Below are 25,241 nucleotides of genomic sequence, written 5' to 3'. Positions count from 1 at the left end.
CTCCTCAAAATCTCGACATCTGCCGCATTGCTAAATGTGTAAATGAAGAAAAAAATTAGAAATATCGATTAACACTTTGTTTACAAATAAAGTTAGGCAAGGAATGGAAAAAGAACAAAAAATGCACAGCAAAATGCCCTGAAACATGATGCCAGCCACGAAATTACGAGATAAAGACAACTGTTGCAGGATGTGAGAATTTCACCCAATTTGTTGGTGCAAAAATCTTTTTCTTCACCGTCTAAGCCTTGTAAAAGCAAGGCAAACATGGTGACTATAGGGTTTGATACGGCAGGGTTTCTTGAAGAGAAAAAATGAAAAAACTGGCGTCTGACAGGGCTTGAAGCACATGAAACACCATAAAAAAAAGATGACGTTCAGTTTTTTAACTGAAGTCATCTTTTTTTGACGTTTGATGAACGCGAGTCGCGTGTTACATCCAGTCAGTATTTCTAATAACGCCTACAGCAATACCTTCAATGGTCAGGTGCTGTTGGGTCAGGTCGACAACGATAGGCGCGAACTCTTCGTTCTCTGCATGTAGCAGAACCTGATCGCCTTTGCGCTCAAGACGCTTAACGGTCACGTCATCTTCCACACGTGCAACAACCACTTGGCCATTACGCACATCTTGGGTTTTATGCACCGCCAGCAGATCGCCATCCATGATACCGATGTCTTTCATACTCATCCCGTTAACGCGCAGCAAGAAATCTGCGTGCGGCTTAAACAGTGATGGGTCAACTTGGTAATGCGTTTCAACGTGTTCTTGCGCCAGAATCGGCTCACCCGCAGCCACTCGGCCAATCAGCGGCAAACCGTCATCATTTGCGGCGTCCGTGTCTATCAACAGACGGATACCGCGCGATGCACCAGGTACGATTTCAAGCACGCCTTTACGCGCCAACGCTTTCAAGTGTTCTTCCGCTGCGTTAGCTGAGCGGAATCCCAGTTCTTTCGCGATCTCGGCACGCGTTGGCGGCATACCGGTGTCGTCGATTTTTGCTTTGATCAGATCAAAGACTTGCTGTTGTCTCGCGGTTAACGGCTTCATAATCAGACCTGTCTTTTTATACAGTTAACTGTGAGTATATCCAGTGTTTAACCACTTGAAAAGGCACAGATCGAATCCGAAGGCCTAACAAGCCGTACACAGTTCACACTTTTCGTTTTACATTTGGCTTGTGCAGCTTTGGAAAACTTCTCTTAACCGTGCGGAATACTGTCATTTCGCTGCAAGTTCGTAGACGTTTTCTGCTAGACTTGGCACGCACAAAATATAAGAGGCCGCGATCAGATGTCTGCTTGCCAATCGATTTATCATAAATTGTTGAATTTACCGCTGTCGGTGCTGGTTAAAACCATCAGTATTCCGTCAGATCCAGTTGCTCAGTTAGGCTTTGACCTCAACCGTCCAATTGTTTACGTACTACCATTTCGCTCTCATTCCGACCTGCTGACTCTGCGCAGCAGCTGCTTGCAGCTGGGTTTACCTGATCCGCTGGAGCCCCTAGAACTTGGCGGTAAATCACTGCCACGCTATGTCTTTATTTCTCAAGGCAAGCGCATGTTCAACAACAGCGACCCAGTGCCGTTCGAGTCTATCGAAGTGTTCTCTGAGTTGTTGGAACTGCACAAACGTGATTCTGAACTCGACATTCAGCTCGTACCTGCGTCTGTGGTTTGGGACCGCAACCCTGGCAACGAGTCGCGTCCGGCGACACCTGCGTTGACCGCGATGAATGGCGTGCAAAAATGCTTCACCATCCTGACCTTGGGTCGCGATAGCATGGTGCGCTTTAGCAATGCCGTTTCTCTGCGCTATATGGCAGACAAGCACGGCACCGATACCACGATCGCGAACAAGCTGGCTCGTGTTGCGAAAATTCACTTTTCTCGCCAGAAAATGGCGGCATCGGGTCCAGGTCTGCCAAACCGTCAGGCACTGTTCAAACGTCTGCTGGCCTCAAAAGCCATCGACAAAGTGGTGCAGGAAGAAGCGGAAAGCCGCGATGTCCCAGTAGAGAAAGTGCGCAAAGAAGCCATCGATATGATGGAAGAAATCGCTGCCGACTTCTCACCAAGCCTGATCCGTTATGGCGACCGCGTACTGACATGGCTTTGGAACAAGCTGTATCAAGGCATTAACGTCAGCAACTCAGAACGTGTACGTAAACTGGCGCAAGACGGTCATGAGATTGTGTATGTGCCTTGTCACCGCTCGCACATGGACTACCTGCTGCTTTCCTACATTTTGTATAAAGAAGGTCTGGTACCGCCGCACATTGCTGCCGGCGTGAACCTGAACTTCTTCCCAGCAGGCCCGATTTTCCGTCGTGGCGGTGCCTTCTTCTTGCGTCGTACCTTTAAAGGCAACCGCCTGTACTCCACTGTATTCCGTGAGTACTTGGCCGAGTTGTTTGCCAAAGGCTATTCGGTCGAGTACTTCTCGGAAGGTGGCCGTTCACGTACAGGTCGTCTGCTTCCGGCGAAAACCGGCATGCTGGCGATGACCATCCAAGCCATGCTGCGTGGCCTGAAGCGTCCAGTCACCCTTGTGCCTGTTTACATTGGCTACGAGCACGTGATGGAAGTGAGCACCTATGCCAAAGAGCTACAAGGTGAGCGCAAAGAGAAAGAAAACTTCGGTCAGGTGCTGGGCATCGTCCGTAAGCTTCGCAACTACGGCAAGGGCTACGTGAACTTCGGCGAGCCAATTCAGGTGAACCACTTCTTGAATGAGAAGGCACCGACTTGGCATCAAGATATCGACCCAATTGAACCGCAACGTCCGAACTGGCTGAACCCAGTGGTGAACGAGTTGGCCGACCGCATGATGACCAAAATCAATGATGCGGCTGCAGCGAACGCCCTGACCTTGTGTGCCACTGCCCTGCTGGCCTCTCGCCAACGCGCATTGAGCCGCGAAGCACTGGAAGATCAGCTGAACATCTACTTGGAATTGCTGCGTGCAGTGCCGTATTCATCGACCAGTACAGTGCCAGAAGACTCAGCACAAGAGCTGGTTGAACATGCGATCAGCCTGAACAAGTTCGTGGTGGAAAAAGACTCGCTGGGTGATGTGATTTCTCTGGATCGCCAACAGGCTATCTTGATGACGTACTACCGCAACAACATCATCCATCTGTTCGCGATTCCGTCATTGGTTGCTCAGATGCTGGTGTTCAAGAGCAGCGTAAGCCGTGATGCACTGAAGAGCACAGTGAAGCAGCTTTACCCATTGCTAAAAGCTGAGCTTTACATGAGCTTTGATGATGCGGCACTGGAAAGCTACTTAGATGCCGTTGTGGTTGAGCTTAATCGCCAAGGTTTGCTGACCGTGGATGGTGACATGCTGCACCGCAATCCAGCGAAGCTGACACAGCTTCAGCTGCTGGGTCGCACTATTGCAGAAACGCTGCAACGCTACGCCATCACCTTGACCCTGTTCTGCCATGAATCAGACGTATCACGCACTGATTTAGAACAGCAGAGCCAAATGATGGCTCAGCGTCTGAGCCGTCTTCACGGCATCAATGCTCCTGAGTTCTTCGACAAAGGCGTGTTCAGCACACTGGTGACCACCCTTCGCGAGACTGGCTACTTGAACGACGATGAGCATGCGCGTACCGAACAGATTGAAGCCTTGCTGGAATGCATCTTCGGCCTGATTTCCCCGGAAGTGCAACTCACTATTCAGGCGATCCTCAATCAGTCTGCAGAATAAAAAAAATCCCTCGCCTAGGCGGGGGATTTTTTTATCTATTCTTTCAGCGTGAATATCGCGCTCGGCTACATTAATACCGCCAGTGCAATACCCATAAAGACCAGCATGCCCACGTAGTTGTTATTCAAAAACGCTTTAAAACACGCATCTCGCTCACGCGCTCGTGCTAGCCATTGTTGATACACAAACAATGAAGACGCTGCCAGCAAGAACCAGTAGTAAATCGTCGCCAGCTCGCTCAAATACCCCACCAGCAGCAACAGCAGCAAGGTCACGAGTTGCAACAGACCGACTGCGGCCTTATCAAACTTACCAAATAAAATGGCTGACGATTTGATGCCGATTTTCAGGTCGTCATCTCTATCGACCATGGCATACAAGGTGTCATACGCCACCGTCCAGGCAACGTTTGCGATAAACAGCATCCACGCTACCGGCGGCAGTTCGCCCGCTTGTGCGGCATAAGCCATCGGGATCGCCCAGCTAAACGCCATACCAAGTACCAACTGCGGCATATGAGTGTAGCGTTTCATGAAGGGATAAACAGACGCGAGAATAACAGCAACCACAGAAAGCTGAATGGTCAGCGCATCCAGCGTCAGCACCAAGAGGAAAGCACCCAGAATCAAGAGCCAAACAGTGCCAGTGCTTCTTTGGCTGTGACTGTACCGGATGGTAGCGGGCGCGCCTTGGTACGTTTAACGTGACCGTCAAAGTTGCGGTCAGCAAAGTCATTGATGACACAGCCTGCGGCACGCATCATCACCACACCGAGAACAAATACCACCAGCACATGCGGGTTAGGCATACCATCGGCAGCCAAAAACAGTGCCCAAAGCGTCGGCCATAGCAGCAACAAACTACCAATTGGCCTGTCCATACGCGTCAGTTGCCAAAATGCTCTGGCTTTGGCCGCATCCATTTAGCCTTCCTCCTGATAAATCGGCGCATGAGGTAAAAACAATTCTGAAACCAGCATAGCTTATCGTTCACCCACAACCGTGAGCGACGTGCCAATAATGTTTGTCCATCAACAACAAAGCTCGCAATTTCAATCGCATCTCGGCGGGCATTGGCTTGATTAAACACACGCACACCCAGCGGCACCGCGCCCAAGTCGGCGATATCTTTTTCTTGCTCAGTTAATGTGGACTTCGGCACCAAGGTGCGGGCACAAAGCCAAGGGCGATCATCACCCGAAAGAACCACTTCGCGTACCAAACACGCTTCATCACCCAGCAGCGCGCGCTCTGAGTCTGACAAGGTGCTTTTTTCAACGTCATGCAAACCAATCACGTCGACAGTCAGCGTTTCACAACACGCTTTCAAGCGTTCTGTCATTGAATGGCGTTCAAGCAGCCATTCTCCGGCTTTCGTTGTTTCCAGCTGTTGCCAATCTGGGGCCTCCCAATTTGCACCCATCAGGCTGATACGTGTAATCGCTTGAAATCTGACATGTTATCCTGAGCCAATGAGCAAAAAAACCACAAAACTTTCGCCGAATCGGCCAATAATGTTTACTATTAATTAGGATTGATATTTGCGCTATTGTACACAGCTGTGCCTACGCGCGCGCAGCTAAACTACCATAAGAGATTCATTAAATCCGGGGTTTGGCAAAAACCATGAAAAAAAACATTATCGCCATTTTCGCCGTCGTCATGACGATGCTGGTGTCGCTGCCATCTTCAGCGGAAGAAGAAAATGCAGCTGCCTTTAGCTATTTTACTCTTGAGCCCGAAATCACGACCAATTTTATTACCGATGGTCGTAAGCTGGGTTTCATCAATGTGCGTGTTGACCTCATGGTGGATGACGCCTCCTTGATTCAGATGCTGGAATATCACCAGCCGCTGATCCGCGACACCATCATTGAAGTGCTGAGTCAGGAAAATGAGGTTCGTGTGAAATCACTGGCTGGGCGTGAAGCCATCCGTAAGGCGTGCCTTGAAAAGGTCAACGAAATGCTGCTGGCGGAAACCAATCAAAAAGTGCTCGCTGATCTGCTGTTTACCAAATACCTGTATCAGTAACCGCGACACATCGATAGCCAGCTTAAACGCAGACGACAGACACCAAAAAGGCGCACTGTATGCGCCTTTTGCGTTGCGTGTTTTCCAACTAAACCGGCTCTTCTTGTAAGGCTACCGCGTCTTTCTGTGCCATATAATCAGCAACCTTTTCACGCTCTTCTTCCGTCAGATACAGCCCCAGTTTGGTCCTGCGCCAAAGCACGTCTTCCGCCGTCTGCGCGTATTCAGCCGTCGTGAGGTAATCAATTTCTCGCTGTGACAACCCCGCGCCAAATTGCTGCCCTAAGTCCTGTTTATCTGAGGTATCCCCCAGCCAAACCCACACACGGCTGCCGTAGGTTGTCGCTAAACGGTTGACCATAAATGGCTCCATCCAAGGATGAAGCTGTCGCAACGCATCTTCGATCTCTGTGAACGAGGAAATGTCCTCACCACCCGGCAAGACTTGTGTCGCCGTCCACTCGCCCGTGCTGTCAGGGAAAAAAGGTGCCAATTGATTCACCGCCGCTTGTGCAAGCTTGCGGTAAGTCGTGAGTTTGCCACCAAAGACCGACAGGATAGGTGCTTTGCCCTCTGACGCCTCAAGTTCCAAGGTGTAGTCACGGGTGATGGCTTGCGGCGAGTCAGACTCATCATCACAAAGCGGTCTCACCCCACTGTACGTCCACACTACGTCGTCTTTGGTCAGCGGCTTTTTAAAGTGCTGGTTATACACATCCAGCACATAAGCTATCTCTTTGTCTTCAATGCCCACATTGCGCGGGTCACCGTTATATTCCACGTCGGTCGTGCCGATAAGTGAAAATCTGTCGAGATAAGGCAGCACAAACACAATACGCCCGTCTTCGTTTTGGAGAATGTACGACGAGGACTCGTTGTGAACGCGCGGCACCACAATATGGCTGCCTTTGATGAGGCGAATGTTGCGTGGTGAGGTTTCTGTCGTGCTCTCGTCAAAGAACTGCTTCACCCAAGGCCCCGCCGCATTGACCAAGGCTTTGCCTTTGCGTGTGAAACGGGTTTGCGTCACCTCATCCAGCACCTCGATTTCCCATAAACCCTCTTTGCGCTCGGCACTGACGACTTTGCAGCGATTACGCACTTCTGCCCCGCGTTCGGCGGCATCCATTACGTTTAGGATCACTAAACGCGCATCATCGACCCAACAATCTGAGTATTCGAAACCTTGTTTGATTTCGGGTTTGAGTACCGAGGACTCACCGAAGCGAATGCCTTTGCTGCCCGGTAAGGTGGTGCGAGAGCTCAGGTGGTCATAAAGGAACAGACCCGCACGAATCATCCACGCAGGACGAAGGTGTGGACGGTGTGGCAGGCGAAAGCGCATTGGCCACGCCAGATAAGGGGCTTTACGGAGCAAGACTTCACGCTCGGCAAGTGCTTCACTCACCAAACGAAACTCGTAATGTTCAAGGTAGCGCAAGCCGCCGTGGATAAGCTTGGAGCTTGCAGAAGACGTCGCCGACGCAAAGTCCGCCGCTTCATACAAACCGACTTTCAGGCCACGCCCTGCCGCATCTGCTGCAATGCCAGCCCCGTTAATTCCGCCTCCGACAACAAGCACATCAAAGACACCGTCGCTCATCCTAACCTCCGCTATCCATTTCATTCTTTTCGAACAATGAGGGCGAAACCAAAATGCTCAAACGAACATTTAACTTTCGTTTACGAGCAGTTTAGTGCAAAAAACGCGCGTTTGAAATGGTATTTCGATGAAAGTTTGCTCGATGGCGGACACAAAAAAACCGCCTTTGGCGGCTTTGTTTGCTATGTCATTGCTTTCGCAGCAATTCAACTAGGTGATGATCTCAATATGAACATCAGAATCACGCAAATGTGATGCGATATCGCCAGGCAGTGGCGCATTGGTAAACAACATGTCGATTTGAGAAAGGCTACCCACGTTGACCATGGCATTGCGACCAAACTTGGTGTGGTCAACGGCGAGCATAACCAATCTGCTGTTTTCCATGATGGCCTGTTTCACCCGTACCTCGTGATAATCAAAGTCGAGCAATCCGCCTTGCAAGTCGATACCACTGATCCCAAGAATGCCGAAATCGAGACGGAACTGAGAAATAAAGTCGACCGTCGCTTCCCCCATGATCCCTCCATCGCGGTTACGCACTTCTCCACCGGCCATGATGATGCGAAAGTCTTCCTTGGCCATCAGAATGCTCGCCGCATTAAGGTTATTGGTGACAATACGAAGGTCTTGATGATTGAGCAGTGCGCGCGCGACCGCTTCCGGTGTCGTGCCAATGTCGATAAACAGTGTTGCACCGTCTGGAATGTGCGCCACCAACGCCTGCGCCAGCCGGTTCTTTTCTTCCTGCTGCATGATCTTACGCGCATCGTACGCCGTGTTCACTGAGCTGGACGGTAAAGTGGCACCGCCATGTTGACGGCGGATCTTGTTATCTGCCGCCAATTCATTGAGATCACGTCGAATGGTTTGGGGGCTCACATCAAAGTGAAGCACTAGATCGTCAGTGCTGACGTACCCCTTGCTGCGCACTAAATCGAGAATTTCCTGATGGCGTTGAGTCTGTTTCACGGCGTCCTTGGCTCCCGATGAATGCTATAACGATAAAAACGCCCCATAGGGACGTTTTTAGTGTAATTACACGGCGTCTTAAAGCCAGTGATAACCGCATTAACAACGGACTACATCACATTAAGACTGTCTGGCTGCCTGTGAGAACTTGGCATCAAATACACCGATCGCACAACCTGACAACAATCCGAACAGGTGCGCCATGTTGGCGATGGCCATACCAAACGGTTCAAAGAACCCAACCACCAGCCAAAGCAGCATAAAACCAACATACGCAGTTTCTATCGAAAGACCGCGTTGCGGTGCTAGTGCTCCCATCAACCACAAGTAGCCAAGCAAAGCGTAAACCACGCCCGACATGCCGCCAAAGGCAGGGCCTTCAAAGGCATACTGCCCTAACCCTGAGAACAAGGAGGTCAGTAAGAAGAGTTGTACCAATTTGGCACTGCCGCACTGCTTTTCAATCTTACCGCCGAGCACCCACCACCACAGCAGGTTAAACACGATGTGCGTGGCCGAGAAATGCAGCAGCGAATGGGTAAACAAGCGCCAAATCTGCCACTGCTGATCTTCCGTAGCTGGGAAGTGAAGCAGAGAAAAAACGTCGTTGCCAAAGCCCAGCACCAAACCGGCATAAGCAACGATACACACGACCATGACAGACAGCGTAAACGGTCCCGCATTTTGCTTTATCGAGGTAAGAAGCCCCTGACGAGGGTAATAAAAGCGCGCCGTTCGGCTTTCCGCCATATCCCACGACGCTGACTGATACTTACGTGCAGTTGGATTGTTCATAAAGGCGTGAAGTTCCGCTTCAACTTCGACTTGATGCTGCGCATCTGTCAGCCACAGGGCGAACAACCCTTCTCCTTCTGGCATCATTTTGATTTCAATATCACGTGATGCCATGTAATCGATAAACGCTTGTCCCGCTCTTGGGTTTGGGATCGCTATCAGCCGTATCATAGTACCTCTACATCAATTCACCCCTGACTCAACAGGCAGTGTCTGTCTTTGCCAGGCATCAAAGCCACCATCTACACTGTACACCTGCTCGAAGCCTTGGTTAATCAAATATTGTGCTGCGCCTTGGCTGCTGATCCCGTGGTAACACATCACCAACACGGGTTGTTCATACTCCACTTCCTGTGTGAACTGCACAATGCTGTCGTTTGTCAGGTGAAACGCGCCCTGTGGATGAGATAGCTGAAAAGACTGAGGATCCCGGATATCCACCAAAATCGCTTCTTGATCGTTATCTTGCAGAAGCTGCCACGCGTCATTTACAGAGATATGCGCAAATTGTTCCATGGGTTATTCCACTCCCTCAACATCTAAGGTGTGCTGCCAATACGCGGCAACACCGTAAAATTGCCTGAAAAACTGCATTGTACCTGATATTAGGTTAACGAACTCCATAGGGAAAAAGTGGGATTTGTACACTTTTGCATCACCTGTGGAAAAATCTGTGGATTGCGTTGATAAAGTAGGATCTGAAACTTGGATCCACAAGATGTAGTGTTGATCATAATAAAGCTGTGGAAAACTGATCTCGGCCCAATCCTGACAAGGGATCTTAAGGTACAAAAAAACCGGCATTATGCCGGTTTTTACGATCTTAACGGATTAGCGATCACAAAACGTCGCCAACCGCCTCTTTCAGCTTACGCATCGCATTCTTTTCTAACTGACGAATGCGCTCTGCAGATACTTGGTAGTGGTCTGCCAATTCTTGCAGCGTTGCTTTGTTGTCATCCAGCCAGCGAGAACGAATGATGTGCTGGCTTCGCTCATCTAACCCAGACATGGCAGATGCCAGTCGGTGATTAGCGTGATTTTCCCAGTTTTCTGATTCCAGGTTGGTGGCAATATCTGAACTCTTGTCTTCCAGATAGAACACAGGGGCGACAGGGCCGTCACGCTCTTCATCATCTGCGCCGGCATCAAAACCCGCATCTTGAGCAGCAAGACGGGATTCCATCTCACGCACTTCCGATGCATCAACCCCCAGTTGCTCAGCAACCAAGTTAACTTCTTCAGCGTTAAACCAACCAAGACGCTTTTTAGACTTACGCAGGTTGAAGAACAACTTACGCTGCGCTTTGGTGGTCGCCACTTTCACAATACGCCAGTTACGCAGAACGTATTCGTGAATTTCGGCTTTGATCCAGTGAACAGCAAAGGAAACCAGACGCACACCCACTTCTGGTTGAAGCGTTTTACCGCCTTCATCAGGCCAATGTTACCTTCCTGAACCAGATCAGAAACAGGCAATCCATAACCGGAATAACCACGGGCGATATGAACAACAAAACGCAGATGCGACAGGATCAGGCTTTTCGCTGATTCTAGGTCACCGTCGTAATGAAGACGTTCTGCCAACTCGCGCTCCTCATCCGCAGACAGCATTGGATAGCTATTTACCTGACGTAGATAGCTGTCGATACTGTTTTCAGATATCGGGGCAAGTGCATACATCTCTGTTGTCATTTTCACCTCTTTTCGAATAAATCGACTTTGTGAGCTGTGATCAGCCCTCGCAATACTCTACTCAAGATTAAAAAAACTGCAAGCCTGAGCACAAAATCACCATCACTCTCTGAGCATCGTCACCGTGTTCAGAGAGTTGAGACATTGAACTATGAGACAGGTTCAATTTCTCTTAAGTGTTTCCCAGCCGCTAGTCTCGCTGCCAGCAAACCAATCAGTGCGGTAACCATCAGAAGAATCAGTGTTTCTTCGATACCAAGGCCCGAAAGGCGGAAAGCACTACTATATAATGTAGCCAGCTTTTCAACGGCTGCATCAAGCAAAAGCGCATTCACCTGAACCACACACCAAGCGACCACTGCACCGGCCAGTGCAAGCCATACGCCGGTGTAAATATAAGGGCGCAGAATGTAGCTGTCCGTTGCCCCCACCAGCTTCATTACCTGAATTTCTTCTTTTTGGTTCAACACCTGAAGACGCAAGGTATTGCCGATGATGAGAAACACCGCCATCAACATCAAGGCAGAGAACACCGTTGTCAGCGTCATGACCAGACTTTCAATCGCAGCCAGACGTTGTAGCCAGTCGCTGTCGAGACGGACTTCATCCACGTTGCTGTCGGTACGAAGCTTAGATGCCAGTGCTGTTGCCGATGCCGCGTCTTCTGAGCGCGGTGTGATCACCACCACCGAAGGCAGCGGGTTGTCATCCAACAAGCTCACTGCAGCATCAAACCCTTGGATTTGGCGAAGTTGCTGCAAGCCGTCGTCGGGCGAAATATAGCTCGCAGACGCCACATCCGGCCATTCGCTGATTTCGTCAGAAAATTCTCGCGCACGTTCATCCTGCATGGGTTGCAGGTAGACCGTGATTTGATTCGGTGCCTGCCACTCTTCTGTCACCGCAACGATATTCTTGGCCAACATAAACAAGGTGGCTGGCAGCGCGAGTGAAAATGCCAGTGCCAGCACCGTCAGCATATTGCCGAGCGGTCTAGAAAGCAGATCGCGCAGTGCCTGACCGCCCTGCTGTTTATGGAGAGAGAAGAAATTAGCCACGCGCCACCTCCGAAAGATGGCCCTGATTCAAATCAAATCGACGCATATCGTATTTACTCAGCAGCGATGTATCGTGCGTTGCCATCAATACGGTGACACCCACTTGGTTAAACTGGCGGAAAAGCTCCATGATCTGCTGTGACAATGCCGCATCCAGATTTCCGGTGGGTTCGTCCGCAATCAGAAGTTGTGGACGATTAACCACTGCGCGGGCAATGCCCACACGCTGCTGCTCACCACCCGACAATTGCATTGGCAGGCAGTTGAGCTTGTCGAGCAACCCGACTTTATCTAGAGCCGCCGACACACGCTTTCTCACATCCGTTTCATCGGCTTGCTCAATACGCAATGGCAATGCCACGTTATCAAACACGGTGCGATCCATCAGAAGCTTGTGATCTTGAAAGATGATGCCGATGTGTCGACGCAGAAAAGGAATGTCTTTGCGATCAATGCGCGAAATATCATGGCCGTTGAACAGGATTTTCCCGTCGCTCGGCCTTTCAATTGCGCACAACAATTTCAGCAGTGTACTTTTACCCGCACCTGAGTGCCCCGTCAGGAATGCCATGTCCCCTTTAGGTAAGTGAAAACTCACTTTTTGTAACGCTTGATGCCCACCGCGGTAGGCCTTGCTCACCTGCTGAAATTGGATCACGCTTATCAGTCCTCTTGGCTAAACAGAGCTTCGATAAAATCTTCTGCAACAAACGGTCTTAGATCGTCGATACCTTCACCGACACCGATGTAGCGAATTGGAATGTTGAACTGATCGGCAACCGCAAAGATAACGCCACCTTTTGCCGTACCATCCAATTTGGTCAGGGTAATACCAGACAGCGGCGCAATGTCATTGAACAGACGCGCTTGACTAATGGCGTTTTGCCCTGTGCCCGCATCGATGGTCAGCATGATTTCATGCGGCGCATTCTCGTCGAGCTTCTTCATAACGCGAACGATTTTCTTCAGCTCTTCCATCAGGTTAGCTTTGTTTTGCAGACGTCCTGCCGTATCGGCAATCACAACATCCACATTACGTGCTTTTGCAGCTTCAATCGCGTCATAGATCACTGACGCACTGTCCGCGCCTGTATGCTGTGCAATCACAGGGACGTTATTGCGCTCGCCCCAAACCTGCAGCTGTTCGACTGCTGCCGCGCGGAAAGTGTCACCTGCTGCCAACATGACAGATTTACCTTGCTGCTGGAATTGCTTGGCGAGCTTACCGATGGTGGTCGTTTTACCCACACCGTTGACACCAACCATCAGGATCACAAACGGACCATTTCCTGATTTCACTTCCAGCGGCTGATCCACTTTGCTCAGGATCTCCGCCATTTCTTGCTTAAGAAGGCCAAACAGGGCTTCGCCATCTTTCAAATCTTTGCGTGAGGCTTTGTCAGTCAGGCTATCGATGATTTTGGTGGTCGTATCCATACCAACGTCTGCAATAAGAAGCTGCTCTTCCAGCTCTTCAAACAGTTCGTCATCGATTTTCTTGCCGCTGAACAGACCAAAGAAACCCGCGCCTAAGTTGGCTTTGGTTTTTTGAAGGCCGCGCTTCAAACGAGCAAAGAAACCCTCACGCTTCGGTTTTTCTTGTTCAACTTGCGCCGCTACTTCCGCTTCGGCTGCCAGACGGGCTTCTTCTTCGGCTTCTGCCGCTAAACGGGCTGCTTCTTCAGCTTGCGCTTTTGCTTCGGCTTCTGCCGCCAAGCGAGCTGCTTCTTCAGCTTGTGCTTCGCTTCGGCTTCCGCCGCTAGACGCGCTGCTTCTTCAGCTTGTGCCTTTGCTTCGGCTTCCGCTGCTAGACGGGTTTTTTCCGCCTGCTGCTCATCTTCTTTCTTGCGGCCGAAACCCAGCCAGGACATAAATCCGCGTTTCTTTTTTTCTGCCATTGGCAAATCCTAAAGCATGATTGGTACAATCGGCGCGATAACAGCGAGCTGATCTAAAACTGTGGCCACTGCGCCTTATAAATGCAGTGTGGTAACGATGCTATTTCTGCGTTGCTTGCGGCGCAGCGATATTGGCGAAAGAGCATAAATGCCCTTACGTCACTACCCTTAATTAACTTGGGGAAAATGCAGTCCAGTTACCGAACTCGCATAGTCTAACACCTTCTTGGCGGTCAAAAAATCTATGGTACGACGTAACCCAAAAAACCCTGTGAAGCAAAGTGGCGGTCGGGGTCATCAATCTTCCGCAAATACCGGAGGCGGTTCTGGCTTTGTTCGCATCATTTCCGGCAAATGGCGTGGCCGTAAATTGCCAGTGAAAAACGTAGAAGGGCTACGCCCAACCACCGACCGCGTGAAAGAAACCGTGTTTAACTGGTTAGCGGCCGATCTCTACGATGCCAAGTGCCTCGACGTTTTCGCAGGAAGCGGCGGCCTGGGTCTGGAAGCCTTGTCGCGCCAAGCTGAACATGTCACTCTTTTAGAGCTGGACAAGGGCGCAGCCGCGCAGATTAATCTAAATCTTGCTGCACTGAAGGCCGATAATGCGACGGTAAAAAACGTCGATGCGCTTCAGTTTCTAGGCCAACCCGGTCAAGCGTTTGATGTGGTGTTCATTGACCCACCCTTTCGTAAAGACTTGCTGAATGACGTTATCGACAAGCTGGAAAATAACGGCTGGTTGAGTGCCAACGCGATTATCTATATCGAGGCAGAAAAAGAATTTGGCTTACCTGTGGTGCCTAACCACTGGGACATGATTAAGGAAAAACATGCCGGACAAGTGAGTTTCCGGTTGTATCAAAGAGAGGAAAAATGAAAGCACTAATCTTGCTGGCGAAAGCGCCATCGGCTTTGTTTGGTTTGTGTTGATTGCCAATATTGTTCACCCGTTTCCGGGCGTTGCCGCGATGGCACTCTACATCATGACCGCTTTCCTGTTCTGTATGCACAGTCTGCAGATGCTGATTTTCATCGGAGCCTTCGGCGATAAGATCACCATGTCGCGCTGGGAGAAATGGTCAATTTTGATCTTTGGTATCTTTGCGCTGCTCGACATTCGCCGTAAGCACATGATCGGAAAAGAGTAATATTTGCTAGATGCAATAAAGGCCTCAGTTGAGGCCTTTTTTAATGCGATGTTAGCTGTGGTTGCAAACTCGCGCTTGGTTCACAGCCAGCGTGCCCGCGCTTTCGAGGATTTTCTTACGACGGCGAAGAAACACCAACACTTCACTGAACAGCATATTTTCTTGGCTGCAGGTATGAAATCTCGCGGCGTCACCCCACTGCTTGTCGACCCACTGCGTCAGCGCACTTTCTGACATAGGCTCGGTTTTGAGGTGGTTGAGAATTTGGTGAACGTGAATCGAGGTTTGCATATCTTAGTCCGCTTGCTGTGTATTTCTGTTGACAGTCAAACACAGCCACGCAGCGAAAAATTTGATATGCCGCAATCCTCATTCGATTTCAGCGCGCGGGGTCCCGCATTGCCAACATATCTCGAAATTACCGCCGTTTTCTTCCTGACATGCCCCGCATAACCACACTGTACTTGATTGCGCTTCGTACGTATCAAGGGCTTTTCTGGCAACCGCCTCGCGTTCTGATGCGACCCACAAGGTCACAGCCATTACATCGGCTGGTAACTCGCCTGTTGCACTGGAAAGCGACTCGCCTTTGAGTATCACCTCGATTCCTTCTGACTCCAGCATGCCTTTCAGACTGTGGGCTTCCAGTGAATTACTGGCACTATACACTTGAACCAGCGACATGACGGCTCCTTAATGGGCGAACAGCACGGAGGCAGTGATCAGCCCCTGCGCGGAGAAATAGGTGCTCATGATAAGCAGCACCGAGGTGCGAAATGGCCCTTTGAAACGGTCAAAGGCCAGCACGGTATCAGACAACATAAAGAGCAAAGCACCACCAAACGCGTATGCGGCCATTTGGCTATGCTCTGCCATCCAAAATTCGCCCGCCCCCCACGCCATTTGAGCGATCACCGCAATGTAGAGGCCAACGGGTATCAAGAGTTGTCCGAGGTTTGGCAATAACAGCAGGAAGATGAGCACGCTCGCAGCACCAATCAATGATGGTAGCCACCAAATCATAGGGCCATCAAATTGCTGCCAAAACGCCACACTGTAGAGAATGTGCGCCACCAAGAAACTGAGCAAGCCGGGAATAAAGCGGTCTTTCGGCAACATCAAGAAAACATCACCCACCAGCGAAAACGCCAAGCCCGCGACAATCCAGTAGGTGTAACTGCTCTCTTGTCCCCCCATCAAGGCAATCACAATCAAGATTGCGATGGTCAGGGGTTTAAACAAATAAAACTGCCAACGCGGTCCTTTGTAGGCAGCATTGATATGTAGAAGCCCTGAGCAACAGACAGCAAACCAACTCAACATGACTTAATCCCTTACATTTCGAGCCAACCAAGTCTAGAGATGCCATACATAAAATCCACCTCATAGGTCTCAGAAAGCGAAACACACATCAAAAGTGATATATCCAAACAGCCGACACGCAAATTGATGCGCTGAGATTGCGCCAATAGCCACAATAAGACTAAGTGTTTGCGTCGTCTTTTGTGTCTCTTTAGAGCGACTTAGGCGAGATTTATTCAGAAAAGAAAAAGCACCCAAATGGGTGCTCTTGATAGACAGACTGAAAAGCTTGCGCGTTTAATGCCCGACGATGTGTCGCCAGTTTTCGATATAAAACCAAACTGCGCCTGCGGTGACGGCAAAAATAAGGAATAGCGCGACGCGCCAGATCATCCTGCTGCTTCGTGGCTGCAGTTCTTTTTCGCATTGTTTGCATGCACTCAAAAAGCCACGCATGTCGTCGACTTCATAGCCATCTTCATGCACCGCCTTGTTTCTGATGGTGGCGATAAAACGCAGTTTCGAGATCACCTCATGCGGCAGTCGCTCTTGGCAACTGCTCACCAGCTCATGCAATCCGCGGCCTTGAGCATGGTAGTGCTCCTTAAGAAGCTTCTCCAGACGCCGACTTTGTCTAACTACTTTGCCAATGTCATCCATGTAGACCTCCGTAACGCCTTTAACGTCTCTTATTAAATTATAAAGGCTTACAAAAGAGAAATGTCTTTAAATTTGTTTACATTAGCGTCATTTCTGACGCCGATAAGTGCTATCGATCACGAATTCACCGGGGCGCAGGTTTGCCAAATTCCGCTCTGAAGTAGTATTGGCGTCGATAGTCCGTGGCCGGAACAAGGAGAACCCCGTGCCTATTTCGCTGTTTTTACTTGTGATTGCACTCGCCGTTATCGCCGGGGTGTATTTTTTCTTTATTTTTCAGAAGCACACTCTCGGCAAGGGTGCAGAAGAGCGCACCATCGACATTCGAATCCTCGACAAACAATCTGTTGCCATCCCAAACCCTGGCATGCACGAAGAACCAGAAGAGTACTGGATTTACGTAGAGCCTGTTGACGGTGGACCGAAGCGCGAATTCCAAGTTGGCGTGCACTACTACCATGCTCTGCAACCGGGCGACTGCGGCACTATGAGCTACCGCGGTTCGAACTTTATTCATTTCGCCAAATGGCAGCGCGCGCAGTAATCACGGCACCAACCACGCCGTCACGCGCGATTTTGCCAACAGTTTGCTTGTCCAATAGGACAAAACAAACACCACAATTGTCACCGCGGGAATCGTCAGCCATGCCCATGGCAAGATGATTCCCGACTCCCGAATAGGCCACAAAAACACTGGATGTATCAGATAGATACCCAGTGAGTGTCGCGCAATGCCCGCGATTTGCTTTTGCCTTTTTTCAGACACACGATCCGCCCAGTGCTGACAAAGCGCGAAGATCATCGCTGCAATCAGCACTGTGTTGATGGTTTTGTAAGAAAACCAGCCTGCACTTGTGTATGTGCCCGTTGAGACACTTTGGGAAATGGCCGTGTATTCCGTAAACACCAATGCCATCACACCAACAAACAACAAATAGCGAAGCGGCAAAGTGCGGTTGTGTAATCCCCATCCCAACAGCAGATAGCCACCGTACAACACCAAATCTTCAATCCAACCCAGTGACATCCCCATCAATCTTGCCGCACACAACACCAGCCAAGATGTCAGCAAGGCATAAAAGAGGTTGTGATCCTCTTTTTGCACCACGGGGCGAAAAACAGGAATAAGCAGATACAACGGAATGAAGTAGTAAAAAAAGCCGAGGTGGTAGTAAGTTTCTTCAACGGGAAAGTGCGTTAAACGCTGTACAGTTTCCGTCCAATTTACATTTTGTAACGAAATGGCCGCCAACACTGCATAGAAAATCGACCACACAACAAACGGAACCAAGACTTTCATCACCCGACGGCGAAGAAAGAGCGACGCCGAAAAAGGACGCGTGTCTGAAAGCAATAATGCACCCGTTATCATGATAAAGACCGGCACAGCCCACCGACTTGCTCCATTGATCGAGATAGCAGAGATCCAATCAAAGTCAGGTATGGTGCCGGGCAGATGGCGATAAGGCCCCAAGACATGAATCGCGATAACGGCAAACGCGGCCACGACTCGAAGCAATTCAATATAGAAGATTTTTTTCTGCATACCCTCCTGATCACTGGCGAAATTCGCGTCCTATTGTCCGATATTATCCTTGATAGCAGCCTAACCAAATCGAATACAAAACAAACAATATTTAACTTCAATTGTTAATTTATTATTAAGTTTTACGTCTAATTTAGGCTCACTTAGTAGTTCATTGTGTTGCAAATTATCATTTAATTCGCCTAGCATGCTTGGGAAACGAAATGGATACGTTGTAATACATGGAGGAAGTGATGCAGTCAGCCGCTTCGAAATACCAACCTGGCGGGAAGCCGAACAAGACGTTTTTTTCCCGTTTTCTCGATACCGTTGAATTCCTCGGTAACCTTCTCCCGCACCCGGTCACTCTGTTTGCCATGCTTTGTGTGTTTATCTTCTTTGCATCGGGCATTGCGGGATACTTTGGCCTTTCTGTTGCCGACCCACGCCCAGAAGGCGCACCGGGACGCGCTGCCGATGGCATGATTTACGTGCAAAGCTTGCTTAACGCCGAAGGCGTGCAGCTGATTGTCACCAACTTGGTGAAAAACTTCACTGGCTTCGCGCCGCTCGGCACCGTATTGGTTGCATGATGGGTGTGGCGGTTGCTGAACACTCAGGCCTGCTCTCTGCCACCATGCGTTCGATGGTGATGGGGGCTTCTCGCCGCATGGTGACACTGACCGTGGTGTTTGCCGGTATCGTCTCTAACACCGCGTCTGAGCTTGGCTATGTGGTGCTTATCCCACTGGCAGCGATGATCTTCCACTCCTTAGGTCGTCACCCGCTCGCGGGTCTCGCGGCAGCCTTTGCGGGTGTGTCCGGTGGTTATTCCGCAAACCTTCTGCTGGGCACGGTTGACCCACTGCTGTCAGGTATCACTGAAACCTCGGCGCAGATGATTGACCCAAGCTACACGGTGGGCCCCGAAGCTAACTGGTACTTCATGTTTGCCTCGACCTTCCTGATCACTTTCTTGGGTGCGTGGGTTACTGAGAGAATCGTTGAGCCAAAGCTGGGTAAATACGACCAATCAATGGCGGCCGAAGATTTTGAAGCCAAAGAAGCGGGTCGCGTAACAGCGCTGGAAAAACGCGGTATGCGTAACGCAGGTATTGCTGCACTGGCAGTTGCGGGTGTGTTGGCGCTGACCATCGTTCCTGAGTGGGGCATCCTGCGTCACCCTGAAACGGGCGAAGTGGCAGGTTCACCGTTCCTGAAAGGCATCGTCGCATTCATTCTGGTGTTCTTTGCTATCCCTGGCTTCGTGTACGGCAAAACCGTCGGCACGATGAAAAACGACCGTGACGTGATTGATGCGATGGCGAAATCCATCAGTGCTATGGGTCTGTACATTGTTCTGGTGTTCTTTGCTGCGCAATTCGTTGCCCTGTTTAAATGGACCAACTTTGGTCAGGTTATTGCAGTTGGCGGTGCTGACTTCCTACAAAGCATCGGTCTAACTGGCCCAATGCTGTTCTTCGCCTTCATCATCATGTGTGGCGTGATCAACCTGACGCTGGGTTCGGCATCGGCGCAATGGGCAGTGACGGCACCTATCTTCGTACCAATGCTGATGCTGGTTGGCTACGCGCCAGAGACCATTCAAGCAGCTTATCGAATCGGTGATTCTGTGACGAACCTGATCACCCCAATGATGAGCTACTTTGGCCTTATCCTTGCGGTTGCCGCACGATACAAACGCGACCTTGGCATCGGTACGCTGATTGCCACCATGCTGCCATATACACTGGTGTTCCTGGCGGGCTGGAGCGTGTTCTTCTACCTCTGGGTATTCGTCGCAGGCTTCCCTGTGGGACCAGGCGCAGAAACCTACTTCAACTTCAGTCAATAACACCCAAGACTAAGTGATGAACCCAACAGCCAGCCTCGTGCTGGCTGTTTTTGTTTACGTGCAATGTGACATTCTCGCCAAGTGCGAAATCATCAACTAACACTAGCTCGTCACATGACTGTGGTATGCTAAATAAAAACCCCGAGCCGGATTACACATGTCAATTGAACGCCCTTTTTTATTTTCGAGTGAGAAATCATTGGCTTCGACCATGGTCGAGCAGGTTTCCCCATTTTGGGCATCGCGACAGCAAGGCCAAGTTATCGGCCAAGACGGATTGCGCCTGAACTGGTGCGCATTTACTAAGCCTGAGCACACCAAAGCCATTGTGGTCGTTAATGGCCGCATCGAGGCAACCGCAAAATATCAGGAAGTGTTTTTTGATTTGTTCCGTCAGGGATACGACGTTTACAGCTACGATCACCGCGGTCAGGGTCACAGCCATCGACTGGTTACTGGCAGTGATATTGGTCATGTAGTTGATTTCGAACACTATGTGGACGACCTCGACACCTTCATTAATGACGTCGTCGCGCAGAAGAACCACCAGCAACGCATGATTTTGGCGCACTCCATGGGCGGTGCCATTTCCGTGCTGTATGCCGCGCGCAAACCAAACGCCATTGATGCAATTGCTCTGAGTGCACCAATGCTTGGCATCAACCTGTCCCCCTTGTTACAGAAAACGGCTGAGCCACTTTGTAAGGTGTTGTCCAAACTCCAGCACCCTGCAGGCTTTGCGCCGGGTCAGGTGCCGTACTGGGCAAAACCGTTCAAGCACAACCTACTGACGCAATCAGAAGCGCGTTATCAGTGGTTCAGAGAGCTGTATGAATCTGACGAGACACTGAAAGTAGGTGGGCCAAGTGCACAGTGGATATGGCAAAGCCTAAGTGCGTGTGAGTGCATGATGCAAGCCGCGACCCAAATCGAGATGCCTGTTCTTTTGATGCAAGCTGCGCGCGATCAGATTGTTTGTAATGAGGCCATGTTCCAGTTCTATCGCGATCGCCAAAGTGCAGGATTACCCGTCCAATTCGACATCATTGCTGAGTCTCGTCATGAGCTATTGTTTGAGCGTGATGACATTCGAAATCAAGCACTTGAAAAGGCGTTAACCTTCTTCGCCGCGCAGGCAAACGAGGTCCCGCTCGAGCAAACCGCCTGAGTTTGCGCGGCACAAAAAAGGGAAAAAGCTGACCGTCACTTATTCCCTTTTCTTTCCCCTTTTGTTGGATACACTTAGGGTGGTTCAGACGCAAGTCTGACCATCTGCTACGCGAAACAACTATAGAAATTCTGCCCCTACAGAGGTATCCATGTACAAAATCGTTGCGTCCGATCTCGACGGCACCTTGTTGACCCCAGATCACAGCATTGCGCCTTACACCAAAGACGTGCTTCAGCGTCTGCACCAAAAAGGCGAGCATTTTGTGTTTGCAACAGGTCGTCACCACATCGACGTTGCTCATATCCGTAAAAACGTGGGTATCCCAGCGTTCATGATCACCTCGAACGGTGCGCGTGTGCATGATGAAAACGATAACCTGATTTTCAGCCGCAACGTTGAGCCTGAGATTTTGGCTGAGCTGGTCAAAATGGTGAAAGATGACGAGAGCATCACGATTCACATCTACCGTGAAGACGACTGGCTGCTGAACCGCGTTGACGAAGACTTGGCGAAATACCACCAAGAGTCAGGCTTTAGCTACGCAGAATTCGACCCAGAAAATCCACCACTGGAAAACGTGGCGAAGATTTTCTTTATCCGTCACGACCACGATTATCTGGCGGAATACGAAAAGAAATTCATTGAGACCTTCGGTGACAAAGTCAGCGTCGCATTCTCTACTCCATTCTGTCTGGAGGTGATGGCTGCTGGCGTATCAAAAGGCGAAGCCCTGAAAGCGGTTGCTGAACTAAAAGGCTTTAGCTTGGAAGAATGTATCGCGTTTGGCGATGGTATGAACGACGTAGAAATGCTGAGTGCGGCGAAAAAAGGCCTGATCATGGAAACGGCACACCCACGCGTAAAAGCGACCTTGCCGAACAACGAAGTGATTGGCAGCCACGCCGATGAAGCAGTTGCTCGCTACCTAGAGAAGCACCTGCTGTAACCGTTGGATTTAGGTTTATGTCTAAAAGGCAGCGTTCCCCCCGCTGCCTTTTTTGTTTTTAACGCCCGCGTTTTTCCGACATAGCGAGAATCTCATTCCACTGCATCTCAGTGACCGGCATGATGCTGAGTCGACTGCCCTTTTTCACCAGTGGCATATCTTCTAACGCAGGGTTAGCTTTAATCCGCGCCAGCGACACATAATTCACATGCTGCTTGTAACCCACATCAACCATGATCCAGCGTGGATTCTCTGGCGTGCTTTTCGGGTCAAAGTAGTGACTTTCTGGGTCGAACTGAAAATGGTCGGGATACGCTTCTTTCACCACTTCGGCAATGCCAACTACGCCCACATCCTTGCACGATGAGTGGTAGATAAACACCAGATCGCCGACTTTCATCTCATCACGCATCATGTTTCGTGCCTGATAATTGCGGACACCTTCCCAGCAAGAGACCTTTTGCTGTTTTAAGGTGTCTATAGAAAAAGTGTCAGGCTCGGTTTTCATTAGCCAATACGCCATAATTTCCCCGTTTCAGCGATATCCTGTAAAAGGTTTTAACGCGAACGCTACTGAAAGAGAAGAGGAATCTCATTTGTTTAGTTTGAATCATCGCCTTCCACAAACGCTGGCCGCCTTGTCCGTCGCCGCTTTATTGTCAGCGTGTAGCACCTCGCCATCTGGCCCGGTTGAGCTAGGAAACTCTGACGATCTGCTTGGCGAATCATCAGCACCTGTTGCCGAAACTGTGGACGCACCACAACGCTTTATGCTGCGCGGCGATGTCACCTTGGGTCATGAGGTGCGCACCATCACCCCCTGTGGCAGCAACACCCAGTATTGGTTACAGCTTCCCGCGAACCTTGACCAAGAAGGCATGGCATTATCTTCGAGCCCTTACAGTGCCATTTATGGCGAAGTGATTGGTGAGTTCGTTCCCCCTGCCGTTGATGGTTTTGCGGCCGACTACCCAGCGACCTTCAAAGTGACGCAACTGAATTTGATGTCTGCAGAGATCAGCGGCTGTAAGCAAGCGCGCGACAAAACCGTCGCATCGGGTAATGAGCCATTTTGGTCAGTGTCTGTCTCTGGCAATACACTGAAATATCAACAAATGGGCGAACAGGCGCAAAGCTATACCCTGACCAAGCGTGCGATTACGCCAACTGCGCGTACATATTCCGCAGACGGGGCTTCCCTCACGCTCACACCTGCGCTTTGCAACGACACCATGAGTGACAGCATTTACGGCTGGAAATCGACCTTTGTACGAGACGGGGAAACGCTGGAAGGCTGTGCGACACTGTCTGCCGACGATCCAACCCAACCTTGGGTGGCGCAATATCGTGGTCAAACAAGCCTTGGCGGCACCACATTGACGACCACACTAACGCTAAACGCGGATCATTCGGCGACCACGGTTTACGAACAAGCAGACAGTGCACCACTGACAGAAACGGGTGTGTGGCAGCAAATCAGTGATAACAAAGTACACGTGATGATGACGCGTCACCAAGGCCAGTACCTCATCAGCGAGCGTGAATTTACCCGCAATGGTTTTGTGCTCAAGGCAGACAGTGAAATCGTCAATGGCAGCAAGTACAACCTGGGTCCTGACGGCCTATCTTTAAACTTGGTGGTCGGCACCGAGAAACACCAAACCTCTCCGGGTACAGCGGTAGAGAGTCGTGCTGATTTCAATGCCAACGTCGATGCGGCACTGAAAGCCTACCTAGGCGATACCATCGACGAGGTGCCGGACACAAAATACCGCTGGCTAACGCAAGATCTAAACGGTGATGGCAACAAGGAACTGTTAGTACTTACTGACAGGTGTGGCAGCGGTGGTTGTACCGTGTTGGTTTTCGCTAACCAACAAGGCAACTGGCAATTTAACAGCCGTATTACGCTGCACATGTGCCGTTTCAGATGAGCAATGCCACCACCAAGTTGGCACGATCTTATCTTCCCTGTCGGTGGCGGCGGTGCAAAAGCGGCCAGTCATGTACTGCAATTTAACGGTCAGCGTTATCCGGGCAATCCTTCCGTTGCACCCAAGGTCTCAATCCCAGATACTTCGGATACCCTGCTGTTTGCTGATGGCACCTACCCTCAGCGAGAAGGCGTGACGCTAAATTAAAGAAAGGAGAGCCACATTGCGCACTAAACCTGAACCTTGTCCTCAATGTGGCTTTCACTACAACTGTCTCTGCAACCTTGTCCCTTCGCTCTCCAGCGACGTGCGTATTGAGCTATTAATGCACGAAACAGAAGTCGACCGTGCCACCAACACAGGGCAACTTCTGGAAAATACCCTGCCGCACTGCCGTCGCCATATCTGGCAACGCAAAACGCCACCGACAGAACTGCTAACACTGCTTGCCGACCCAGCGGCGGAGCCGTATCTGGTGTTCCCCGGCGAGACGGCCATTTCGCTAGAAAACGTGGTGAAAAGAACCACCTCAAAGCCGGAAGCTAAGCCAATTCACTTCATCATTATTGATGCAACATGGCAGCAGGCGCGCAAGATGCTGAGAAAAAGTCCATGGCTTGAAGATGTACCCACCGTTTGCCTGCCAGAGAATCTGTCTACGGCCTACCAACTTAGGCGTAATCAGCCTGAAGGCGGCCTTTGTACCTGCGAAGTGGGCATTGTGCTGCTTGAGGCAATGAACGAGGCGGACAACGCACAGGCGCTGACCCAATACTTCCAAACCTTTATGCAGGTGTTTGAAGCAGACAGACAACATCAATCCCTGTCACAGTAAGGATTCACACTCTTTTCGAGAGCTTGCCTTTGCGCTGGTCTGACCTTATTTTTAATAAGAATAAGTGCACATAGGAAGCGC

The 25,241-nt window shown here is 50.3% G+C and carries 23 protein-coding genes and 5 pseudogenes; 11 read left to right on the top strand and 17 right to left on the bottom strand.

From position 1 onward, the window contains the following. Window positions 1–433 precede the first annotated feature (433 nt). Window positions 434–1,054, bottom strand: coding sequence for a transcriptional repressor LexA (gene lexA, locus ATN88_RS05455; protein WP_067412550.1), 621 nt, complete (start codon window positions 1,052–1,054; stop codon window positions 434–436). 243 nt (window positions 1,055–1,297) lie between these two features. Here lexA and plsB point away from each other — a divergent pair, with 243 nt between their 5' ends. Continuing rightward, on the top strand, window positions 1,298–3,727 hold the full coding sequence (gene plsB, locus ATN88_RS05450; protein WP_067412547.1) for a glycerol-3-phosphate 1-O-acyltransferase PlsB: 2,430 nt from the start codon (window positions 1,298–1,300) through the stop codon (window positions 3,725–3,727). A 65-nt stretch (window positions 3,728–3,792) separates the two neighbouring features. Here the strand turns inward: plsB and ubiA are convergent. Both ubiA and ATN88_RS05440 read right to left on the bottom strand, forming a co-directional pair. Further along, window positions 3,793–4,649: pseudogene (gene ubiA / locus ATN88_RS05445) on the bottom strand (4-hydroxybenzoate octaprenyltransferase). After that, window positions 4,613–5,149 (bottom strand): chorismate--pyruvate lyase family protein, encoded by a 537-nt coding sequence (locus ATN88_RS05440; protein ID WP_232312831.1) that lies wholly within the window; start codon window positions 5,147–5,149, stop codon window positions 4,613–4,615. Before ATN88_RS05440 ends, ubiA begins: the two are co-directional and overlap by 37 nt. Window positions 5,150–5,352: 203 nt before the next feature. On the opposite strand from ATN88_RS05440, the gene ATN88_RS05435 reads away from it, so the two are divergent. Then, on the top strand, window positions 5,353–5,760 hold the full coding sequence (locus ATN88_RS05435) for a flagellar basal body-associated protein FliL (protein WP_067412544.1): 408 nt from the start codon (window positions 5,353–5,355) through the stop codon (window positions 5,758–5,760). A gap of 88 nt (window positions 5,761–5,848) precedes the next feature. Here ATN88_RS05435 and glpD read toward each other — a convergent pair whose 3' ends face one another. The 8 genes and pseudogenes from glpD to ftsY form a co-directional block, all read right to left on the bottom strand. Continuing rightward, complete coding sequence (gene glpD, locus ATN88_RS05430; RefSeq protein WP_067412541.1) at window positions 5,849–7,363, bottom strand: glycerol-3-phosphate dehydrogenase; 1,515 nt, start codon at window positions 7,361–7,363, stop codon at window positions 5,849–5,851. 210 nt (window positions 7,364–7,573) lie between these two features. Further along, window positions 7,574–8,335 carry a DeoR/GlpR family transcriptional regulator gene (locus ATN88_RS05425; RefSeq protein WP_067412537.1) on the bottom strand — a complete coding sequence of 254 codons (762 nt, stop codon included), beginning with the start codon at window positions 8,333–8,335 and terminating at the stop codon, window positions 7,574–7,576. A gap of 120 nt (window positions 8,336–8,455) precedes the next feature. Further along, a complete protein-coding gene (gene glpG / locus ATN88_RS05420) occupies window positions 8,456–9,301 on the bottom strand; it encodes a rhomboid family intramembrane serine protease GlpG (protein ID WP_067412533.1) in 846 nt (281 codons plus the stop codon). 12 nt (window positions 9,302–9,313) lie between these two features. After that, window positions 9,314–9,646, bottom strand: coding sequence for a thiosulfate sulfurtransferase GlpE (glpE, locus tag ATN88_RS05415; protein WP_067412529.1), 333 nt, complete (start codon window positions 9,644–9,646; stop codon window positions 9,314–9,316). A 322-nt stretch (window positions 9,647–9,968) separates the two neighbouring features. Beyond that, a pseudogene (gene rpoH, locus ATN88_RS05405) lies at window positions 9,969–10,825 on the bottom strand (RNA polymerase sigma factor RpoH). A 149-nt stretch (window positions 10,826–10,974) separates the two neighbouring features. Continuing rightward, a complete protein-coding gene (gene ftsX, locus ATN88_RS05400) occupies window positions 10,975–11,883 on the bottom strand; it encodes a permease-like cell division protein FtsX (RefSeq protein WP_067412527.1) in 909 nt (302 codons plus the stop codon). After that, window positions 11,876–12,541 carry a cell division ATP-binding protein FtsE gene (gene ftsE / locus ATN88_RS05395; RefSeq protein WP_067412524.1) on the bottom strand — a complete coding sequence of 222 codons (666 nt, stop codon included), beginning with the start codon at window positions 12,539–12,541 and terminating at the stop codon, window positions 11,876–11,878. The genes ftsX and ftsE overlap by 8 nt, the downstream gene beginning before the upstream one ends. A 5-nt stretch (window positions 12,542–12,546) precedes the next feature. Further along, a pseudogene (gene ftsY, locus ATN88_RS05390) lies at window positions 12,547–13,781 on the bottom strand (signal recognition particle-docking protein FtsY). Window positions 13,782–14,025: 244 nt separating this feature from the next. Here ftsY and rsmD point away from each other — a divergent pair. Both rsmD and ATN88_RS05380 read left to right on the top strand, forming a co-directional pair. Further along, a complete protein-coding gene (gene rsmD / locus ATN88_RS05385) occupies window positions 14,026–14,661 on the top strand; it encodes a 16S rRNA (guanine(966)-N(2))-methyltransferase RsmD (protein ID WP_067412523.1) in 636 nt (211 codons plus the stop codon). Then, window positions 14,658–14,932, top strand: a pseudogene (locus ATN88_RS05380) (DUF1145 domain-containing protein). The gene rsmD and the pseudogene ATN88_RS05380 overlap by 4 nt, the downstream one beginning before the upstream one ends. 51 nt (window positions 14,933–14,983) lie before the next feature. On the opposite strand, the gene ATN88_RS05375 reads toward ATN88_RS05380, so the two are convergent. The 4 genes from ATN88_RS05375 to ATN88_RS05360 form a co-directional block, all read right to left on the bottom strand. Then, window positions 14,984–15,223, bottom strand: a complete 240-nt coding sequence (locus ATN88_RS05375) for a YecH family metal-binding protein (protein WP_067412519.1) — start codon at window positions 15,221–15,223, stop codon at window positions 14,984–14,986. Window positions 15,224–15,301: 78 nt separating this feature from the next. Beyond that, window positions 15,302–15,616, bottom strand: a complete 315-nt coding sequence (locus ATN88_RS05370; protein ID WP_067412515.1) for a putative signal transducing protein — start codon at window positions 15,614–15,616, stop codon at window positions 15,302–15,304. Between the two features lie 9 nt (window positions 15,617–15,625). Next, on the bottom strand, window positions 15,626–16,255 hold the full coding sequence (locus tag ATN88_RS05365; RefSeq protein ID WP_067412511.1) for a lysoplasmalogenase: 630 nt from the start codon (window positions 16,253–16,255) through the stop codon (window positions 15,626–15,628). Window positions 16,256–16,531: 276 nt separating this feature from the next. Continuing rightward, complete coding sequence (locus tag ATN88_RS05360; RefSeq protein ID WP_067412506.1) at window positions 16,532–16,894, bottom strand: hypothetical protein; 363 nt, start codon at window positions 16,892–16,894, stop codon at window positions 16,532–16,534. 205 nt (window positions 16,895–17,099) lie between these two features. On the opposite strand from ATN88_RS05360, the gene ATN88_RS05355 reads away from it, so the two are divergent. Further along, a complete protein-coding gene (locus ATN88_RS05355; protein WP_067412502.1) occupies window positions 17,100–17,438 on the top strand; it encodes a DUF2500 domain-containing protein in 339 nt (112 codons plus the stop codon). Here ATN88_RS05355 and ATN88_RS05350 read toward each other — a convergent pair whose 3' ends face one another. Further along, window positions 17,439–18,440, bottom strand: coding sequence for an acyltransferase (locus tag ATN88_RS05350; RefSeq protein ID WP_067412498.1), 1,002 nt, complete (start codon window positions 18,438–18,440; stop codon window positions 17,439–17,441). It lies immediately after the preceding gene. A gap of 233 nt (window positions 18,441–18,673) precedes the next feature. Between ATN88_RS05350 and ATN88_RS05345 the strand changes: the two are divergent. From ATN88_RS05345 to ATN88_RS05335, 3 genes and pseudogenes are all read left to right on the top strand, one after another. After that, a pseudogene (locus ATN88_RS05345) lies at window positions 18,674–20,274 on the top strand (AbgT family transporter). A gap of 157 nt (window positions 20,275–20,431) precedes the next feature. After that, window positions 20,432–21,442, top strand: coding sequence for an alpha/beta fold hydrolase (locus ATN88_RS05340; RefSeq protein ID WP_067412494.1), 1,011 nt, complete (start codon window positions 20,432–20,434; stop codon window positions 21,440–21,442). A gap of 151 nt (window positions 21,443–21,593) precedes the next feature. Beyond that, complete coding sequence (locus tag ATN88_RS05335; protein WP_067412490.1) at window positions 21,594–22,391, top strand: Cof-type HAD-IIB family hydrolase; 798 nt, start codon at window positions 21,594–21,596, stop codon at window positions 22,389–22,391. A 58-nt stretch (window positions 22,392–22,449) separates the two neighbouring features. On the opposite strand, the gene ATN88_RS05330 is transcribed toward ATN88_RS05335, so the two are convergent. Then, window positions 22,450–22,914, bottom strand: a complete 465-nt coding sequence (locus ATN88_RS05330) for an EVE domain-containing protein (protein ID WP_067412486.1) — start codon at window positions 22,912–22,914, stop codon at window positions 22,450–22,452. Between the two features lie 73 nt (window positions 22,915–22,987). Here ATN88_RS05330 and ATN88_RS05325 point away from each other — a divergent pair, with 73 nt between their 5' ends. Genes ATN88_RS05325 through ATN88_RS05320 form a run of 3 tightly spaced genes read left to right on the top strand, consistent with a single transcriptional unit; the run spans window position 22,988 to window position 25,160 of the window. Then, window positions 22,988–24,325, top strand: coding sequence for a COG3650 family protein (locus tag ATN88_RS05325; protein WP_232312829.1), 1,338 nt, complete (start codon window positions 22,988–22,990; stop codon window positions 24,323–24,325). A gap of 3 nt (window positions 24,326–24,328) precedes the next feature. Continuing rightward, entirely contained in the window at window positions 24,329–24,532 is a 204-nt protein-coding gene (locus ATN88_RS26805) for a hypothetical protein (RefSeq protein WP_232312827.1), read from the top strand. A gap of 16 nt (window positions 24,533–24,548) precedes the next feature. Further along, complete coding sequence (locus ATN88_RS05320; RefSeq protein ID WP_157490659.1) at window positions 24,549–25,160, top strand: tRNA-uridine aminocarboxypropyltransferase; 612 nt, start codon at window positions 24,549–24,551, stop codon at window positions 25,158–25,160. The last annotated feature ends 81 nt before the right edge of the window (window positions 25,161–25,241 follow it).

Source organism: Enterovibrio coralii (assembly GCF_001559595.1).
Classification (GTDB): domain Bacteria; phylum Pseudomonadota; class Gammaproteobacteria; order Enterobacterales; family Vibrionaceae; genus Enterovibrio; species Enterovibrio coralii.
The sequence above is the reverse complement of the archived record's forward strand: the minus strand, read 5'-3'. Positions and strand labels throughout refer to the sequence as shown.